General features: G+C 72.3%; 10 protein-coding genes. 3 read left to right on the top strand and 7 right to left on the bottom strand.

Annotated features, from left to right (window positions below):
• Window positions 1–4: 4 nt before the first annotated feature.
• The 5 genes from Pla163_RS04815 to Pla163_RS04795 form a co-directional block, all read right to left on the bottom strand.
• The gene (locus tag Pla163_RS04815; RefSeq protein WP_145184400.1) at window positions 5–643 is read right to left on the bottom strand and encodes a prepilin-type N-terminal cleavage/methylation domain-containing protein; all 639 of its coding nucleotides are present in this window, start codon (window positions 641–643) and stop codon (window positions 5–7) included.
• A gap of 26 nt (window positions 644–669) precedes the next feature.
• On the bottom strand, window positions 670–3408 hold the full coding sequence (locus tag Pla163_RS04810) for a tetratricopeptide repeat protein (RefSeq protein ID WP_145184397.1): 2739 nt from the start codon (window positions 3406–3408) through the stop codon (window positions 670–672).
• Window positions 3405–4187, bottom strand: a complete 783-nt coding sequence (locus Pla163_RS04805; RefSeq protein WP_145184394.1) for a hypothetical protein — start codon at window positions 4185–4187, stop codon at window positions 3405–3407. Before Pla163_RS04805 ends, Pla163_RS04810 begins: the two co-directional genes overlap by 4 nt.
• A gap of 14 nt (window positions 4188–4201) precedes the next feature.
• Window positions 4202–5854 carry a pilus assembly protein PilM gene (gene pilM, locus Pla163_RS04800; RefSeq protein WP_145184391.1) on the bottom strand — a complete coding sequence of 551 codons (1653 nt, stop codon included), beginning with the start codon at window positions 5852–5854 and terminating at the stop codon, window positions 4202–4204.
• A gap of 114 nt (window positions 5855–5968) precedes the next feature.
• The gene (locus Pla163_RS04795; protein ID WP_145184388.1) at window positions 5969–8161 is read right to left on the bottom strand and encodes an FHA domain-containing protein; all 2193 of its coding nucleotides are present in this window, start codon (window positions 8159–8161) and stop codon (window positions 5969–5971) included.
• A gap of 407 nt (window positions 8162–8568) precedes the next feature.
• Between Pla163_RS04795 and Pla163_RS04790 the strand changes: the two genes are divergently transcribed.
• Window positions 8569–9315, top strand: coding sequence for an RsmE family RNA methyltransferase (locus Pla163_RS04790; protein WP_419186328.1), 747 nt, complete (start codon window positions 8569–8571; stop codon window positions 9313–9315).
• 11 nt (window positions 9316–9326) lie between these two features.
• Here the strand turns inward: Pla163_RS04790 and Pla163_RS04785 are convergent, their stop codons facing one another.
• Window positions 9327–11126, bottom strand: a complete 1800-nt coding sequence (locus tag Pla163_RS04785) for a hypothetical protein (protein WP_145184382.1) — start codon at window positions 11124–11126, stop codon at window positions 9327–9329.
• Between the two features lie 243 nt (window positions 11127–11369).
• Between Pla163_RS04785 and Pla163_RS04780 the strand changes: the two genes are divergently transcribed.
• Window positions 11370–16328, top strand: coding sequence for a sigma 54-interacting transcriptional regulator (locus Pla163_RS04780; RefSeq protein ID WP_145184379.1), 4959 nt, complete (start codon window positions 11370–11372; stop codon window positions 16326–16328).
• Between the two features lie 204 nt (window positions 16329–16532).
• Entirely contained in the window at window positions 16533–18029 is a 1497-nt protein-coding gene (locus tag Pla163_RS04775) for an FG-GAP repeat domain-containing protein (RefSeq protein ID WP_145184376.1), read from the top strand.
• Between the two features lie 345 nt (window positions 18030–18374).
• Here Pla163_RS04775 and Pla163_RS04770 read toward each other — a convergent pair whose 3' ends face one another.
• Complete coding sequence (locus tag Pla163_RS04770) at window positions 18375–19013, bottom strand: JAB domain-containing protein (RefSeq protein WP_145184373.1); 639 nt, start codon at window positions 19011–19013, stop codon at window positions 18375–18377.
• Window positions 19014–19291: the final 278 nt, after the last annotated feature.

The following is a 19291-nucleotide window of genomic DNA, read 5'->3' as shown; positions in this document are numbered from 1 at the left end:
TCCGTCACTTGGACGGGTAGTAGATGTCGTCCTCGGTCTCGAACGTGCCGTCGGGGCCGGCCGAGATCAGCTGGTACTTGGCGTGGTTGGCGTAGCGGCCCGTGGCCTCGTTGCGCCGCGCCGTCACGACGTTGGGGTTCTCGAGCCCCTCGTCGTCGTAGGCCAGGTAGCGGTGTTCGGTGCCGTAGTCCGAGTTCTGGATGTAGGCGATCGGGTTCTCCCAGGAGTCCACGAACTCGAGCAGCTGCGAGTTGGGCAGATCGCTGATCGCTCCGGCGCTGCGGTCGCCGTCCGTGTTGACCAGGTCGTCCGCCGACAGCTGGCCGCCGGCCTCCCAGTTGTTCGACCACAGGCTCAGCACGAGGCACTCGATCCCGACGTTCAGATCGTTGGGTGCCACCCCCCACTCGGGCAGGAACGAGGACGGCGGATAGGTGCCGCGCTCGCGCTCGAACGAGTCGATCGCCGTCGCGATCTGCGTCAGCCGCACCTCGGTGGCCTTGATCTCCGCCGTCTCCTGGGTGGAGAGCAGGTTCGGCACGAGGAACGCCACGAGGATCCCCAGCACCACCATGACGGCGAGCAGCTCGAGCAACGTGAAGCCGCCGCGTCGGACCGCGGCCGGGCGGGGTCGAATGGACATCGTGCGTGTGCTGTGGTTGGTCGCGTTCACTGGTTGCGCTTGGTGATCTCGACGTTGTCGAGTCGGACGTCCGCCTGACGACCGGTGTCGCCCTCGACGAAGACGCCCAGGACCAGGTTGTTGGCGCGGCCGAAGCCCGAGAAGCGCTCGTTCTCGATGACCGGCAGGCCGTCGATGAAGACGTTGAGCGTCGCGTCCGAGCCCTCGCCGTCGGTCTCGATGCGCAGGCGATGCCAGGTGTCGGGCGCGAAGGGCACGACCGACTCGGGCAGGTCCGTCCAGCCGCGCTCGGGGCGTCCGGACTGGTCGGCGAGCACCTGAGCCACACCGTCGCGGCTGCGCGCCACGTTGACGCGACCGAGCGTCTGACGCTCGTCGCGACCGCGGGCGTTCTCGCGCGCGACGAAGATGCCGGCCCGTCCGTTGGTCACGGCCGAGACCCACAGATCCGCCTCGAACGCGACGAAACGCGCCGAGGAGATCTCCTGGTAGTAGCGCACCTCACCCGACGAGTCGAACGTGCCTTCGAGGCGCAGGACGCCGTCGGCCAGGCGCGCGGTCGGGCCGGCGACCTCGTTCGCGAACCAGTTGTTCAGACCGACGGTCGAGTACTCGAAGCCGTCGATCCAGACCACCTTCGTCAGGTGCTCGGTGATGCGCTCGATCTGCTGACGCGCCCACTCGCGGCGGGGATCGTCGTCGCTCGCGGAGCGCAGTCGATCGTCCATCTGACGCAGGCGGATGACGGCTTCCTCGGCGTCACCGAGCAGGTACTCGCACCAGGCGCGCACGCCCATCGCGATCGCGTTCTCGGGATCGAGCTCGAGCGCGGTCTGCAGGGCGTCGCGCGCCTCGAGCACCGCACCGGACTGGATGTGGTTGATGCCGCGGCGCAGCCACAGGTCGGGCCGCACCTCGCGGGCGCGCTCCGCCAGTTGGATCGCCCGCTCGTAGTACAGCTCGGCCTCGTCGAAGCGCGAGCGCAGGGTCCCGAGCCAACCGAGCAGCGCCAGCGCGTCGCCCAGTTCGGCGTCCTGCTCCAGCGCGGCTCGCAGCGAGGCTTCGGCGCCCTCGTAGTCCTCGCTCTCGAGCAGCAGTCGACCGCGGTGCAACAGGCACCACACGTCGCCCGGTCGGGTCTCGAGGGCCAGTTCGGTCAGTTCGAGCGAGCGGCCCACGAGTCCGGCGTTCTCGGCCAGCCACGCCAGTCCGCGCAACGCGGCGACCTCGTGCAGAGGATCGGCGCGGCGCGCCAGTTGGAGGTCGCGCAGACCCGCTTCGAGGTTGCGCTCGGCGATGGCGGCCAGGCCGCGATTGACGAGGACCTCGAAACGCAGGTCCCGCGGACCGAACGCCGCGGCCGACGGATCGGCCGCCCACTCGGGCAGGTTGCTGTCGTCGATCTCGGCGCCGAGCAGTTCGCAGGCGATGAGACCCGCCATGCCGCGTTGGTCCTCGCCATCGGCGTTGAGCATGGCCGCGAACATCGGCGCCGCGTCGGTCACACGACCGGCGCCCAGCATCGCGGTGGCGTACAGGCCGCGCACGCGATCGCGCTGGCGCCGGACCCCGACGTCGGTGGGCAGGCGCTCGAACGCGCGCGCCAGATGTTCGATCGCCTCCGCGTAGCGGCCGGTGTCCACGAGCAGTTCACCCAGTGCCGCACTCGCGACCCAGGTACCGCGCTCGACGCGGACGGCTTCGCGCAGTCGCGCCTCGGCCGAGTCGTCCATCAGGAACGTGCGTTCGAGTCGCGCGAGCGCCACCAGCGGCTCGGGACGGAACCCGAACTTCTCGACGGCGCGCTCGGCCTCGGCGAAGGCGGCCTCGAAGTCGAAGGCCGCCTCGTGGACGCGCACGAGACCGAGGATCGGCTCGGGCTCCTCGGGGCGGAAGACGGCGACGCGCTCGTACAGTTCGCGCGCCATGTCGAGCGCCCCGTCGAACTCGTACTTGAGCTCGACGCAGCGTTCGGCCAACTCGATCATGTCGCGCCAGGTGGCGGGACTCGCGACCTCGGGCAGGTCGTGGAAGGCCTGACGAACCTCGTTCTCCGGCGTCTGCGCCAGCGAGAAGTCGCGCACGCGCGCGCGTTCGAACGTGACCGGCGGTTGGCCCGGGTAGCGGTCCTGCCCGCTCGACGCCACCACCTCGACGAACTGGATCGGCTCGTTGGCCCGCGCCTGGTCGCGCAGCCCGTAGGGATCCTCGTTGGCCATCCGCCCGTAGGTAGTGCCGAAGTCCGTCAGTTCCAGGACGTCGTAGAGCTGGCGGTACAGGGTCTCGAGCTGGCGCCGTTCCTCGGACTCGAGCTGGTCGGGATCGATGCCGTCGCCGATCTCCACGTCGGCGAAGTCGGAGTCCTCGTCGAGACCGCCGGGAACCGCGCCCTGGACGTCGAAGTCGTCGAACAGGTCGAAGCGCGTGCCGCGTTGGACGGCCGTGCGCAGGAGTCGACCGAAGGCCGAGGGCGCGAGCCCGGTGGCGGGCGGCGGCGCGAGCGCGAGCAGGTCGGGTAGCGGCGGCTCGACGAAGCCGAGCGGCGGCAGCGGACGGCTGTCGCGCGGCGGCGAGAACAACTCCTGGGTCAGCGGTTCCTCCGCGGCCTCCGCGAGCAAGGCGGGCGCGTCGTAGCGGACCAGTTCCTTGTCCACGCCGCGATCGGGGCGCTTCGACTTCTCGGGACCCTTCGAGCCCGAGACGTACATGCCGCCGACGATCAGGAGCGCGACGGCGAAGACGATCTGTTCCTGGCGCAGTTTCACAGCGAGTCCTCCTCGTCGTCGGTGATGCGGGCGTTCACGCGGGCGATGAGCACGCCGAGCTCGAGGACCACCAGTTCGGGGTCCTGACGGGAGCGTCGCATGATCACCTCGTCGAGCACGAGGCTCTGGGGGGCGGCTTCCTGGGTCGAGGCGATCAAGCGCTGCAGCGCGAGGTCGTCGCCGTGGATCTCGAACGCGATCCGCGAGCGCTCGATCGTGCCCGTTCCCTTGCGTCCGCGCAGGCCCGGGTCGAGGCGCACCTTGATCGAGTCGACCTTGGCCACGCGCACTTCGATGGCGGCGCGCACGACCCGCTCGATCACGTCGAGCGCGTCGAGGTAGCGCTCGATCTCGTCGGCGCGGGTCGGCGACTGCTCGGGCAGGCCGAGGGTCGGCTCGAGATCGACGTTGCGGCGGCTCGCGAGCGGCATCAGCTCCGCGCGCACGCGGCTCGCGACGTCGAGGTAGTGGTTCGTGTCGAGGTCGCTCGCGTCCGCGCTGCGGAACTCGGGCCGCGGGACGAACGCGACCTGAGAGCGCAGTGCTTCGATCGAAGCGACGAGCGCGTCGTGGTCCTCCTGCGCGAGGCTCCTCTCGTTCGCGCCGTAGTAGGGCTGCTTGAGCTTGCGCTCGGCCACGGCGACGTCGGAGTCGGCTGCGCGCTTCGCGTCACCGACCGTGGCGCCGATGACGCCCAGGCCGACGAGGAACACGACGAGGCCGATGCCCACCTGCGCCAGGAAGCGCTTGTTCTCCTGCCAGTACTCTTCGAGATCCATGTTTCGTTGTGGGCTCAGCCCCCGATCTCCTCGTCGGACTCGGTGACGTCGGGCTCGGGCAGGTCGGCGAAGGCCGTGACGGTCAGTTCGAACGTGCGGAACATCGACCCCATGCTCGCGAGGACCGCGTAGCCGGGCAGCGCGGCCTCGAGATCCTCGACGAAGCGCTGGAAGACGACGTTGTTGGGCTCGACGCCCTCTTCCGCCTCGCCCTCGATGAAGAGGACCGGCGCGGGTGCGGCCTTCGTGATGCCGAGTTCTTCCTCGGTCGTCACCTGGTTCGTGAGGCGGGTGATCGAGAAGCCGCGCGGCAGCAGCCCGTCGAGTGCCGTCAGCACAGCGTCGAGCTGGCGCCCGGCGCCCGCCACCGAACGCAGCTCGCGTCCGAGTTCGGCCAGCTCCGCGTTGCGCACGAGCAGCTTCTCGGCCGCCGCGTCGTCGCGCTCGAGACGCCGCACCTGACCGTTCAGAGTCGTCGCCCGCGACGCCGCCTGTTCGGCCTGGGTCGAGAGTGTCGTGTACCGCAGCCCGAGGAAGCCGACCGCCAACACGGCCGCCAGGATCAGGAACAACGTGCCGCGCGTGAACTCGCGCTTCTTGTGCACGGCCACCGGCAGGATGTCGATCCCGTAGGCGTCCGGATCGGAACCGGCGGTCGCGAGGCCCAGGGCCACGACGGAGGCCGAGCGGTGCTTCTCGAGCAGCGCCGCGTCCTTGGGATCGAGCTTGCCCGTGTCGACCACGGTGAAGGGGTCGAAGACCTCGACCTTCGTGCCCATCACGGAGGCCAGGTACTGCTCGAAGCCGCGCACGTGGGCGCCGTCGCCACAGACGAGCACACGGTCCAGGCGCAGGGTCTGCAGCCGGATCTGGCTCTTCGCGAACGAGACGGCCGTCTGCAAGAGACTCGCGATCTGACCGGCGGGTGCGCTGGCGGCGCGACTGGCGCGCTCGGCGTTCTGGTCGGCGAACGAGGCTCCGGGCGTCAGGTCCACCAGTTGGCGGCGCACCTTCGCGGCGCGCGCGAGGTCGATCCCGAGGCGGTCCGCGATCGCCTGCTCGATCAGGCGCGCGCCGCCGGAGAGGTTGCGCGCGAACAGGAGATCGGTTCCGCGCACCACGATCACGTCGACGTCGTGCGCTCCGATGTTCGCGACGAGCACCGTGTCGTCCAGGACCACACCGAAGCGCAGCCACGCGTTGTAGAGCGCGATCGAGTTGGGCGTGAAGGCGTCGAGCGTTCCACCGAGCGCACCCAACGACTCGTGCTGGTGCTCGAGCAGCGTCTCGCGCGCCATGGCGAGCAGCACGATGTCCTCGCCCTCGACCTCGGGAATCTCGGGCAGCACGTTGAAGTCGGCGGCGACGGCGTTCTCGGCCGCCCCCCCCACTTCCTCGACCTCGAAGCGCATCAGCTTCTTCAGCTGCCAGTCGGGTAGGCGCGGGACGCGCACGTAGCGCACGTTCACGTCCCGACCCGTCACACCGACGCGCGCGTCCTTGGGTGCGAAACTCGCCTCGGCGGCGTCCCAGGCCGCGTTCGTGTCGGCCACGTCGAGGGCCTGGTACGCGTAGTCGGTGACCGCAAAGGTGTTGCCCTTGACGGAGCCGCGGAGAAGGACGGCGGCCGATGCGTTGACGTCGACGCCTGTGACGGAGCGGGGCATGCGTAGAGGTTCGAGAGGGGTTCGCGGTGACGCGGTGGGCGTCGGTGCGCTGGGCGGTCGTGCGCGGGACGTCGAACGGGTGCGGCGCTCGTCTGCACGAGCTCCGCGACCGACTCAGCGGCCGTCGCTCCCGGGTGCGGCGTCGGAGGTCAGTCGCTCGACGAGCGGTTCCTGGCCGGTGCGATTCAGGAACTCCAGGATCGCGCTCGAGCGATCCGGTTCGGTCGCGTCGATGGCCTCGACCAGTGCGGTGCGTTCGCTCGCGATGCGCTCGAGCAGTTCGTTCGCACCCTCGCGCACGGGGTTGGTCGCACCGCTCGCCGCCGTGTAGCGGTCGCGCAGGTCGCGGGCGCGCGCGGCGCACTCGTCGTAGACGCCCGGGAGCGCGAAGAACGCGGCGCGGACCACGTCCTGGGTCAGAGCGTCCAGTTCCTGGCGGCCCTGGGTGGTCAGCGAACCGACCGTGGCCTCGGCCTCGTCGACGAGGTCGTCCTGGAAGCCGAAGCGCGACAGCACCTGCTCCCACCCGGCGAGCGCGTCGCCGAGTCGTCCTTCCTTGCCGGCGCGGCGTGTGGCGGCCGCGAGCGTGGCCGCTTCACCGCGCTCGGCGGTGAACGCGAGTTGGACGCCGACGCTCTCGAGCGCTCCGAGTTGGACGTCCACGAGGGCCCCGAACTCGTCGCGACGCCCGCGTACGGTCACGGGTGCGTCGAACTCGAAGCGCACGAGTTCGAGCCCGCGCCCCACGAGCAGTTGCGTCGCGTCCTCGACCTCGAACTCCGCCCCGAAGGCGCGGTAGTCGCCGCCCGCGACGACGGCGATGCGGCGCGCGACGTCACCGGTCGCGGCCGGAATCTCGAGGTGCAGGCGGCGTTCGGTCGCACCGCGCGCGGCGCCGAGGCGCAGCGCGATGCGCGGAGCACCATCGCTCGCTCGTTCCACGGCCAGCACGTGGCCGGCCGCATGTGCGCTGGCGTCGCGGGCGGCGCGCACGACGACGAGCGCGCGATCGCTGCGCGCGAGCACGACCGTTCCGGCGCTCGCCGCCGGTCCCGTGGTCGCGACCTCGAGTTCACCGACCTCGCCCGGTCCGGGCAGTTCGGCGCCGAGCACCACCGCTGCGTCGTCGATCGAAACGGTCGCGTTCCCGCCGGCCGCGAGCACGAGGCGCGCACCGGTGACACCGGTGGGGACCATCGCAGCCGTCGCGACCGAACCATCGGCACCGCGCCCGGGCGGCCCCCACAGCACGTTGCCGCGGCCGTCGACTCCGGCGTCGGTCTCGAACAGGATCCCGGCGCGGACCCAGCCGTCGCCCTCGACCGCGAAGTCCGCGGTCCCGGTCAACACCTGTCCAACGCGCACGCGCACGCGCTCGCTCATCTCGGCCGCCCAGTCGACCTGTCCGGCCTCGACCTCCGTCCCCGCTTCGCTGCCGAAGGAGCCGTAGAGACCGCTGCGTCCGCTGAGCGCGCCGCCGCGACCGCGCGACAGGACCGCCGGCGCTTCGCCGAACGACTCCCAGGCGGCCGCGGAGACGGGCTGTTCGAACGAGAAGTCCGCACCGAGGAGATTGCCTTCGATCGCGGGGACCGCGACGACCTGCTGGTCGTCCTCGTCGGATCCGCCGCCCTGTCCGAAGGCGAGCCAACCGCCGACACCGGCGCCGATGACGAGCACGGCGACGACCGCGAGGGTCACGGCCTTGGAGCCCTTCTGGCGTCGATCGAAAGCGTCGAGATCGGCCTCGATCGTGCCGTCGTCGTCGTCGAGTTCGAGCGCGGGCGCGACCGGCGCGGGTCGCGGCGCGCGCGCGGCCGGTGCCGACTGCGGTGCGGGTCGCGGCGCGGGCGCAGCAGCGGCGGACGGCATCGACGGCGCGGGTTCGGAGGCCGAACGCGCGGGCATCGACGGCGCGGCCGCGGGCACGTCGTCGGGTTCCTCGAGGCTGATCTCGTCGTCGTCCTCGAAGAACGGGGACGCGCTCGCGGGGGCGGGTGCACTCGACACTTCCTCCTCGACGACGCGCGCGCGCACGGAACCGAAGCTCAGCTCGTCGCCGGCGAGCAGCGACATGCGCTCGACCTTGCGACCGCCGACGCGCGTGCCGTTGGTGCTGCCGAGGTCCTCGACCCACAGATCGCCGTCCTCGACGGTCAGCTTCGCGTGGGCACCCGAGACGGAACCGTCGTCGAGCGCGACGTCGTTCGCAGGACGCCGGCCGATCGTGAGGCCCCCACCGGTGATGGGGAAGGACTCGCCCTCGTGGGAGCCCGACAGGAAGCGCAGCGCGAGGCGTTGGGACATGCGGGGGGGGTGCGGATCGAGAGGAGGACGGCGAACCCGAGTCGGCCGGGGCCGAGCGTCCGGGTGACGGCGACGGGGAGCCCGGTGCGGCGAAGGCTCGCTGCGCGGGTTCGTGCCGTCGCGACGACGAGGGATCGGTTCGCGTGGATGGGGAGGCCGCGCGGGCGCGAGCAGGGTCGGCGGTCGTGCTTCGCGGTCGAGCGACGACGGGGACCTGCGGCGGCGCGGCGCGCGGTGCACCTGTTCGTAGCCCTCGGGGACACCGTCGTTACGAACGGAGGGCCGAGGGCGCGGAACGGCGGGCCCAGGAGGGTAGCGGTCCGCCGGGGCGCCTGCACGCACGCACACCCCGCCGTTCACCACGGGGCGCGCTCCGTTCGCGCACCCTGGGAGCTACGCTGGCCCGCGTGCTGTTCATCGCTCCGCCCGCACGTCCACAGGTCGGCGCCCACGTGCCACTCGACGAGGACGAGTTCCACCACGCCGTGAAGGTCCTGCGCCTGCGCGAAGGCGCGCGCGTCCCCGCCCTGGACGGCGCCGGCGGTCGCTACGAATTGGCCGTCGAGCGCGTCGAACGCCGCAGCATCGAGCTCGTCCTCGGCGCCCTCCCGACCCACGAACCGGCGCCCGGCGAACCAGGGGCCCCCCTGCCCCGCATCGAGCTGGCCGTGGCCTGGCCGAAGGACGCTCGGGGCGAGGACATGCTGGGGCGACTGGTCCAGCACGGGGTCGCCCGCATCCGCCCGCTCCTGACCGAGCGCACCGGGGCCGAGCGCCGCGCCGGGCGCCGGGCGCGGCTCGAGCGGCTCATGAAGGAGCACCTGAAGCAGTGCGGGCGGGCCTGGCTGCCGGTCCTCGACGAGCCCGCCTCGCTCGAGGCCGTGCTCGCGGAGCTCGCGGACACCCTCCCCGCCCCTGCGATCCACCTCGACCCGCGAGCCGCGGGCTCGCTGGCCACCGCCCTGGCCGAAGACGAGGGTCAACCCTCTGCTGGACTCCTCGTCGGCCCCGAGGGCGGTTGGTCCCCGGCCGAGGAGGCCCTCCTCGAAGCCGCGGGCACCCGTTCGGCCCGCCTCGGACCCCACGTGCTGCGGATCGAGACCGCGGCGGAGGCCGCGGCGGCGTTCGCGGCGACGCTGCTGGCGCGCAGCTAGGGCAGGACGAACTAGGGCAGGACGAAGCAGTCCTGGGGCACGATCGGCACCGCGTACCACGGGACGCCGAGACCCCATCCGATCGGGATCGACGGACCACCGGGCAAGGCGCCGGTGAGCGCGAGGCGACCGCCCGCCGTCCAGGCCAGCGTCGGTCCGAGGTCGAAGCCGAACGGGACGAGCAACTCGCCGAACCCGGTCGGCACGTGCACGCGGGCGGCGAACTCGTCCGGACCGATGCGAAGGCCGACGCCCGCCCACCCGTCGGCGCGGACGGTGAGCCGATCGAAGTCGCCGTCGGTGGCGGCGACGCTCGCGAGCGTCGTCGACGAGAGTGTCGCGACGTCGGCGATCACCAGATCGTGCATGAGCGGACCGGCGAGATCGCGCTCGATCGTCATCAGGTAGCGCGAACCGTGGCGCTCGATCGAGCGCACCACCTCGGCCCCGGGAACGATGGGCGTCACCGTCGCCGCAGCGAGATCGACCACGGACATGCGGCCGCCGGATCCTGCGTCGTCGCGCACGAGCAGGCGCGGTTCACCGGGGATGCGATAGGCGCCGCGCGTGGGATCGATCGCGCCCTTCGTGAAGGGTTGGGCCGTGTCGCCCGACGTGAGCGTGATGTTCGTGATGACCGGTGCACCGCCACCGGCCGGCGTCTCGACGAGGTAGAAGTCGAGGCCTTCGACGCCACCGAGCAGCGGATCGGCTCGTTCCCCCACCGCGAGCACGATGGCGCGCTGGGACGCGATCGCGAACGCACCGGCGAGTCCCACTTCGTCGAGGGTGTCGACGAACTGCGGGTCGGCGGTGACGGTCTGCGGCGGCGACGGAACGGGTGCGACGCTGGCGGTCCAGGCGTCGCGCGCCAACGCGCCTTCGGTCCTCCAGACACACACGCTGCCGTCGGCCGACAGGGCCAGGTACGGCCCGTCCACGTCGCGCGGCAGGAATCCGGCGGGCGACAGGTGGCGCGGCGTGTCGTCCAGACGCAGCGCGGGGCCGGATGCGCGCAGCACGAACGGGTGCGACGCGGTCGGCGCGGCGCCCGCGATCGTGGCCGCGACCAGGCCGTCCTCGCTGAAGACGATCTCGCCGCCGAACCATGTGGGCGCGCCGGGCAGTGCCACCGGAACCGCACCGGCGCCGGGCGTGCGGTCGAAGCGCCGCGGACCGTCGGCAGCGACGACGACTCCCCAGTCGGCGCGCAGCCCGAGGCCGCTGCCCGCCACGTCGAGCGGCGGAACGCTGGCGGTCCTGTCGACGACCGCGCCGCTGACGAGATCGATCTCGAGCACGTCGCCACCGGCCTCGAAGCGGGTCGCGACGAGGATGCCGTCCGCCGCCGGTGCGACGGCGATGCGCGCGAGGAACGGGTCCGAGTCGCCGAGCACGCCGGTGCCCGGTCGCTCGACGAGCACGCGGGCGTCGCCGCTCGCGTCCACGTGGAAGAGCCCGAAGTCCGCACTCGTGCCCACGCCGGCGCGGCGGAAGCGGTAGATCGATCCCTGGCCGTCCGGGAGCTCGACGCGCGTCACCCCGGGGACGACCTCACGCTGCCGTGGGCGGCCGGACAGGAAGGTCTCGAGACGCGTCCGGCCGATCGCGTCGAGGCCGAGGAGCTGCACACCAGCGAGCCCGGCGACCGGAGCCGGCGGGAGCAGGGCGCTCTCGTCGAACACGACCACGTCGCCCACGCCTCCTTCGGGGCCCAGGAAGACGGTCAGGTCGGCGCGGGCCGTGGCGGCCAGCGCCGAGGCGACCAAGAGGGTCGCGGACACGAGAGAGGTACGGACGGGAGAAGACATGGCGGGCGAGGTCGGAGCGTCGGAGCGGGCGGCACGCGGCCGCGGTACGCCCCTTGCGTTCAAGAGCCATACCGTACCCCTGCTGACGCCGCTCCGTCGCCGCAGGTGCCCCAGCAGCCGCTGCGGACTTCCAGCGCGGCCCAATCTTGTCCAGAATCTGGATTGCCCTCCAAGATCTGGAGAGAAGACCCCGACCCGACCCTCGGACCGCCGTTCACCTCCCCTGCCCGCCTCGCCCCACCAATGGACCACCAACTCCCCACTGGCTACCGCCTGACTTCCGTGCTCGCCGCGCGCCCCGGCCTGCGCGTGGTCCGCGCCACGGGGCCCGCGGGCGAGGACGCCGTCCTGCGCCTCGAGGACGGGTCCGCGGACGAAGTGGCCCACGAACTGGCCGTCCTGGCGGCGGTCGACCACCCGGGGCTCGCGCGCGTGCTCGACTTCGGTCCGCTGTCCGGGGGCGGCTCGTTCGTGGCCCGCTCCCACGTGGACGGACGCCCTCTGGACGGCTGGGACGGCGTCGGCGACCCGGCCCGGGTCGGTCGAGCGGCCTTCGAGATCGCGGGCGCCCTCGCCCACCTGCACGGTGCGGGCTTCGTGCACGGCGACCTGAAGCCCTCGAACGTGGTGGTCCGGCCCGATGGCACCTGCGTGGTGGTCGACTACGGCCTGAGCGACCGCTCGGGGAGCGGCCGACCGACCGGAGGGACCCTGGTGGCGGTGGCTCCCGAGCGGTTGGCCGGAGCCCCGCTCGAACCGGCGGCGGACCTCTTCGCCCTGGGCGCCCTCATGGTGGAGGCTCTGGTCGGGCGACCGGATCCAGCGCGCTTCTACGCCGAGTTCCCCCGCCGCCCCTTCCTCGAGGCGGCGGGGATCGAGCCCGAGCGCCTGCCCGAGTGGTCGCGCGACCTCGTGGTGCGGCTGGTGGCCCGCGATCCCCGGGAGCGTCCGGAGTCGGCCCAGTCGGTGGCGCGCGAACTCGCCGCCCGACTCGGCCTCGCGGTCGCGGACGCGGCCTCGCCCGAGGCCACCGCCAGCCGCCTCGCCCCTCCTTCCGACCTGGGGCGCGAGGACGTGGTGCGTCAGGTCGTCGAGGTCCTGCTCCAGGGCGCGGCCGGCACTCCGGGTCGCCGCTCGATCGCCGTCGGACATCCGCGCGACGTGGAGCCGCTCGCGCGCCGCATCCGCCTGGCTGCCGCGCTCGCAGGGGTCGCGGCCGAGGACGAAGGCCTGCGGTCCGACGCCTGCGAACGGGACGCAGCGGATCTGGACCGTTGGGCGCGCGAACGAGCGCGAGCCGGCACGGCTCCACTGGTGATCCGCGTGGCCACGTACGACGCCTGGGACCTGCGGCGCGCACGAACGCTCGCGCGCGCCGCGAACCAAGCGGGTCGATCGGCCGTCGTCGTGGCGTTCGCGAACGATCCGTCGCCGGCGCACGGAGCCGCGCCCACTGTCGCGGAGACACCTTCTGCGACACCCGCGACGCACGCCGACGAAGAGGTCGGTGCGCTCGACGCTCGCGGCCCGCGGGCCGGTGCCCTGCGGGCGTTCCTCGCGCGGCGCCTCGAAGAGCACGACGGGGCGGCCGACGACGCTGCGCTGGACCGACTCGTGCGCGAACTCGTGGACCGTGCCGACGGTTCGCTCGAACGCGTGCGCGACGGGTTGCTCGAACTGGCGCGCGCTGGCGCTTTCGTCGACACGGGTCGCGCGCTGGCCTTGCGTCCGGGGCCGTTGCCGACGTCCGGCGCGCTCGGTGCCCCGACGCCGTTCGATCGCGAGGAAATGTCCACCGCGGACCGCGAACTGCTGGCAGCCACGGCCGCCGCGGGTGAAGCGACCTCCCGACGCGTCGCCGCTCTCACGCAGCGCAGCGAACGCGACGTGTCGCGCGCCCTCTTCGATCTCGAAGCCCGCGGCGCCGTCGAACGTCTGGGGCGCGACCGCTACCGCAGCCGTGTCCCGCTCGTCGACCTGTTCGCGGAGGGCGGCGCCGACGCGGCGCGAGCGCTCCTCGAACGGGGCGCGTGCGAACCGGCCTTGGTGCTCGACACGTTGCTCGACGCGAGCTTGGTCGAGTCGACCACCGGCGCGCTGCTCGAACGCATCGACGCAGGTGAACCCGAACTGGCGCTCGCGTGGCTCGACACGTTCGAACGCTGGAGCGACCTCCTCGATCCGCTCGGCGCGCATCGGCGCGCGGCACTCGGCGCACTGGCCTGGCTCGGCCTGAACCAACTGGAGCGCGCGGCGACGGCGCTCGCGCTCGCCGAGGACACGCGATCGACTGGCGTCGAACCTCGCGGCGAAGCGTTGCTCGAACGCGCGCGCGGTCGACTCGCTCAACGCCGGCAGGACCCCGAGCGCGCGCTCGAGCACTTCGCGCGCGCGGCCGAGATCGATCCGCAGGGTCGGGCCGAAGCCGAAGTGGCGACGCTGCACCTGCACTACGAGGCGGGCCGGCACGCGCTCGTGATCGAGCGCGCGACGGAGCTCGCGGACGAATCGAAGAACTGGCCCGCGCTGGAAGGAGTGAACCTGCGCTCGCTCGAGGCGCTCGCCCGATTCGCAACGGGCGACACGGAGCGGGCGGCGAAGGACCTCGACCGCCTCGAGCGCGAACTCGACGAAGCGACGCCGATGCGCGCGGCGGTGCTTCTCAACCTCGCGAACGTCGCGCGCCGCCGCCGGGGTGCCGAAGCCGCGGTGCCACTGCTCGAGGAAGCCGTGCGCATCCACGAGGCCTCGCGGCGCCCGGCGGCGGCCGCCCAGGTGCGAACGGCTCTGGGTGGTGCGCTCCGCGACCTCGGCCAGGTCGTGATGGCCGAGGACGTGCTGGAGCGCGCCCTCGAGGTGCGCGAACGACTCGGGGACGTGCGAGGCGCGGCGCTCACGCGTGGCACGTTGGGACTCGTCGCAGCCGAGCGCGGCCACCTGCGGCGGGCGCTCGAGTCGCTGCTGGCGGCCGAGCGCGATCTGCACGGCGTCGCCGCCCGACGCCACGGGCCCCTGCTGCGCGCGCGCGCGGCCGAGGTGCGGGCACGCCTCGGACACGCGGTCGATGCGCGCGAGTCGGAGGCCATTCTCGACCCGCGCGAGCTCTTGTACCTCGGACGCGCCGCGCACCTGGTCGGCGACGTCGAGACGGGGCGGGCGCGACTCGAACGCGGACAGGAACTCGCGACGCGGCTAGGACTGGCTCCCGTGTCCGAAGAGCTGCGTGTCGCGTCCATGTTGGCCGACGCAGCCGCGACAGGATCGGCGGTGCAGTTCCCCACGCCGACGACGGCGGACGACGCACCGCCCAGCGTCGACGCGGGAGCTGCTGCCATCGACACGTGGATCGCCGCGTGCATCGAGGGCGACGGACCGCTCGCTCCCGCGCGATCGGCCGCCGCAGCCGTGTTCGCGCAGGAACTCGTCAGCGTCGGCCGCGACGATCGCGCCGCGCGTCTGGCCCTGGCGTTGGTCAGGCGCGAACCGGAACACGCCCCTGAACTGCTCGAACTCGCGCGACGGGCCTTCGAGCGTTGCGCAGCGGGAACGACTCCGCGCGAAGCCCTGTCACTGCGACACAACCTCCTCGGCGTGCACGACCCGCGGCCGAGGGACCTGGACCGACTCGACCGCTCCGAAGAAGACCTCGAACCCGACGAAGACATGGAGATCCTGGCACTGCTCGAGATCAACCACCGCTTGGTGGATCAGGAGGACCGCACCGCGCTCCTCGGCGAGATCGTCGACCAAGCGTTGATCGTGACCGGAGCCGAGCGCGGCTTCCTCGTCCTGGAAGTGGACGGCCGCTTCGAGTTCGACACCGCCATCGACTCGGCGCGCGGCGACGTCCCGCGCCCCCAGATCGAAGTGTCCACCTCGGTCGTGCGTGCGGCCCTCGAACGCGGCGCCGTCGTGCGTGTCTCGAACGCGTCCGAAGAGCCGGGACTGAGCGCGGCGCCGAGCGTCGTCCAACTCGACCTACGGTCCGTGCTGTGCGCGCCGTTCGAGGTGGACAGGAACGTGCGCGGCGCCATCTACGTCGACCACAGGCTGCACGCCAGCGCGTTCGGACCGCGTAGCGAGCGCCTGCTCGGACTGCTCGCGGACCAGGCCGCACTGGCGATCCGTCAGCAGCGACGACTGGCCGAGATCAACGCTCTCAACGCTCAGCTCCAGGAGCGTGTGGCGCGTCAGGAGACCGACCTCGAGACCGCGCGGCGACGACTCCGCGACGCTGGACGTCCAGCGCCGGCCGGTGGACTGGTCGGCGACTCTCCGGCTCTCGAGCGCGTCCGTGCGACGATCGAACGAGTCGCGTCGAGCGAGTTGAGCGTGCTCGTGCAGGGTGCGAGCGGGACCGGCAAGGAGCTCGCTGCGCGCGCGCTGCACGACCTCTCCGAACGTCGGCGCGCGGCGTTCGTGAGCGAGAACTGCGCCTCCCTGCCCGAGTCGCTGATCGAGTCCGAGCTGTTCGGCTACGAGAAGGGCGCGTTCACCGGCGCCGAGAGGTCGCGGCCCGGCCTCTTCGAGCGCGCGAACGGCGGCACGCTGTTCCTCGACGAGATCGGCGAGATGCCGAAGGAGCTGCAGAGCAAGCTCCTGCGCACGCTGGAGACGCGCGAGATCCGCAGGCTGGGCGACGACCGTTCGCGCCCCATCGACGTGCGCCTCGTGACGGCGACGAATCGCGACCTCGAGGCCGAGGTGCGCGCGGGCCGCTTCCGCGAGGACCTCTACTACCGCATCGCTGGCATGCACGTCGAGATGCCGCGACTGGACGAACGCATCGAGGACGTGCCCCTGCTCGTGCACCACTTCCTCGCCGAACAAGAGCGCAAGGACGGCATCCGTCGAATCGTCGCACCGGGCGTCCTGGCGCGACTCGCGCGTCGGACCTGGCCCGGCAACGTGCGCGAACTGCGCAACGAGGTGATCCGGCTGTGCGTACTGTCGGGCGACGATCTCGTGGATCCCGAGTTGGTCTCCACGCCCGGACCGACGCTCGCCCCCAGCGGCGCGAGCGGTGAGGTCGGCGAGCTCGCGACGATCGCCGAGATCGAACGGCGCGCGATCCTCGACACGCTCGAACGCCTCGGCGGCGACAAGCGACGCGCGGCACAGGTGCTCGGCATCTCGGCCTCCAAGCTGTACGAGCGGTTGAAGCGCTGGCGCGAGGAGGACGACGAGCGCGGCGACGACTGATCGAGGCCGCGAGCGCGAGCGATCGTCCGGAATCGGGAGCGGGCTCTCCGAATCCTGGACGGAACGAGGTCGCGGAGGGCGTGAGGGGGTCGCGGACGGGTGGCACGGGCCTTGCGCAAGGGGGCTCGAACGCGGGGAACGACTCTCCGCGACACGAACACACCTCGGCCTTCCGATCCTTCGATCCACGCATCACTCGATCCGATGAACAGCACCACGCGCACGGCGGTCCTCACCGCTTCCATCTTCTCGCTCTTCCCGCTGGCCGCCCAGGCGCAGATCAGCTTCGACGCCCGCGGCGCCGTGCCGGCCGGCCCCGCCGCCCAGGACTCCGCCTTCGCCGATCTCGACGGCGACGGCATCGTCGACCTCGCGGTGACGGTCGACGCGCCGGACCGCATCGTGATCCTGCGCGGCGACGGCAACGGAGCCTTCACCTTCGCGGGTTCGATCCTGACGGGCGGTGGCTCGTCACCGCAGGCGCTCGTCGCCGCCGACCTCGACGGCGACGGTGACGCGGACCTCGCCGTCTCGCTCAAGAACAACAGCGCCGTCGCGAGCTACCGCAACGACGGCGGACTGAGCTTCGCGGCGCTGGGTTCGGTCGGCGTCGGCGACGAGCCCCGCCACATGGGTGTCGCCGACCTCGACGGCGATGGCGACCTGGACCTCGCCACCTCGAACCGCGACGGCAACTCGGTCACGGTGCTGCGCAACGCGGGCGCCGGGACCTTCACCGCCCAATCGGTCGCGGTGGGCGCGGACCCGCGTTCGCTCGCGTTCGCGGACCTCGACGGCGACGGCGACACGGACATCGCGGTCGCCTCGAGCGACGACCGCCGACTGGACCTTCTGACCAACACCGGCGGCACCTTCGCGCTGACTTCGAGCCTCTCGACCGGCGCCCAGTTCCGCCCCGACGGCCTGGTGGCGGGCGACGTGGATGGCGACGGCGACGTCGACCTCGTGGCCGCTGGCGACGCCAACAACGTCCCGCAGCTCCTCGTGTTCCAGCAGAACGCGGGTGTCTTCGGGCCCCAGTCGGTGTTCGCGGTCGGCGGCCAGAACCCGAGCTACTCGGTGGCCGGCGACTTCGACCTCGACGGCGACCTCGACGTGGCCGTGCTCTGCACCGACTCGAGCGTCGTGGCGTTGATGGCGAACGACGGCGCGGGCAACTTCGTGTCCGAGAGCACCCTTCCCGTCGGCTCGGACCCGCAGCACGTCGCGATCGGCGACCTCGACGGCAACGGTGGTGCCGACCTCGCCGTCACCGACGACCCGAGCGGCACCGTCTCGGTGTTCACGAACCAGGCGCGCTGCGGTGCCTTCGCCTACGGCCTCGGCCTGGGTGGCGCCACGACGGCCCAGATCGGATTGAGCGGTGTGCCGGCCCTCGGCAGCGAGGTGCAGTTCGTCATGAGCGGCTTCGCCGGCAACGCGGCGGCACTCTTCGCCTTCTCGGCCGCACCCGCGGAGCTGGGCGGCTTCCTGGGCGGCACGCTGCTCGTCGATCCGTCGTCCCTGGGCCCGATCTCGCTCGTGCAGGTCACCGGCGGCACCGGCTCGCTCGGCCTGCTCGTCCCGTCCGACCCGAGCTTCCTCGGACTCACGCTCTTCGCCCAGGGCGCGGCGTTCGACGGCGGCGGCCCGGAAGGCTGGACCCTGACCCACGGCCTCGAAGTGGTGACCTGCCCCTGAGACCGACCCAAGACCACCGATTCGGAATCCGGTGACCCCGAACGGGGGAGAGATCGCGCCGCGGAGTCCTGGCAAGGGGGCTTCGCGGCGCACTTCGTGGGGGGGGGCGTATTCGCCTCTGCCGCCGCGATCTTCGCGACCCCCAACAAGGAGGGGCCGGCACCCCCCAGGCACCGGCCCCATCACGTCCCAAACCCACAACAAGGAGGAGGAGGCTGGCGGGAAGACGCCGTTCGCTTCTCTCCTGACCGGGGTGAGGGGCAGGGCGGCTCGGACCGAACGTCGGGGCCGGGGAATCGTCGAGTCTTCGAAGGCGGCGCGTGCAAGGGACTGGGAACACGGGGCTTAGTCGGAGGGCCCGCCGTCCTCCGGACCGAAGCGTCCCCACCCCGACCAGGTCCGGCGCAGGGAGCGGAAGGCCGAACCGGCCACGACCAGGTGGTCGAGCAGAGGGATCCCCAGGAGGCGGCCCGAGCGCCCGAGACGGCGGGTCACGGCCAGGTCCTCGGCGCTGGGCTCGGGATCGCCGCTGGGGTGGTTGTGGGCGACCAGGACCGCGGCCGCCCCCTCGCGCACCGCCGGAGCGAACACCTCGCGCGGATGGACGAGCGAGGCGGTCAGCGTGCCCCGCCCGACCGGGACCAGGCGCTTCACCCGGTGCCGCCCGTCCAAGAGGAGCACGGCGAAACACTCCTGCCGCTCGCCCCGGAAGTGCGGGGCGAGCCAGTGCAGCGCGCGCACCGGACCGTCGATGGGCAGGCGCGCGGCCAGGTCGGAGCGCGCGCGCTCGGCCCGGCGCCCGAGCTCGAGCGCCGCGGCGAGTCGCAGACCGCGCCGCACCTCGCGTTCCTCCGATCCGCGCGCCCGTCGCGTGCGCCACTCCTCGCCCGTCCAACGGGACCAACTCCCGTCGCGCGGCAGGTCGACGACCCCTCCCGCCCCGCCGATCAGTTCGACGAGTTGCGCGTCGCTCAGGCACGCCACGCCATCGACCCCGGCCCGCCGCCAGAGCGTCGCGCGCGCGCCGTGTGGTTCGACACCGTGTGAGTCGAAACCGTGTGGTTCGAAACCGTGTGGTTCGAAACCGTGTGGTTCGACGCCTGTCGCTCCGCCTGCGTGGCTTCGGGCCGCACCTGCACCGGCACCGCCGTCGACGCTCGCCTGTGGTCCGCCCGCGTTCCTGCCGACGTCGAAGGCGCCGTGCGGCCCCTCGTCGCCCCCACCCGCTCCCGCCCCAGGCGCTGCGACCTCGCGCCCAGCAC

Source organism: Rohdeia mirabilis (genome assembly GCA_007750655.1).
Lineage (GTDB): Bacteria > Planctomycetota > UBA1135 > UBA1135.
The sequence above is the reverse complement of the archived record's forward strand: the minus strand, read 5'-3'. Positions and strand labels throughout refer to the sequence as shown.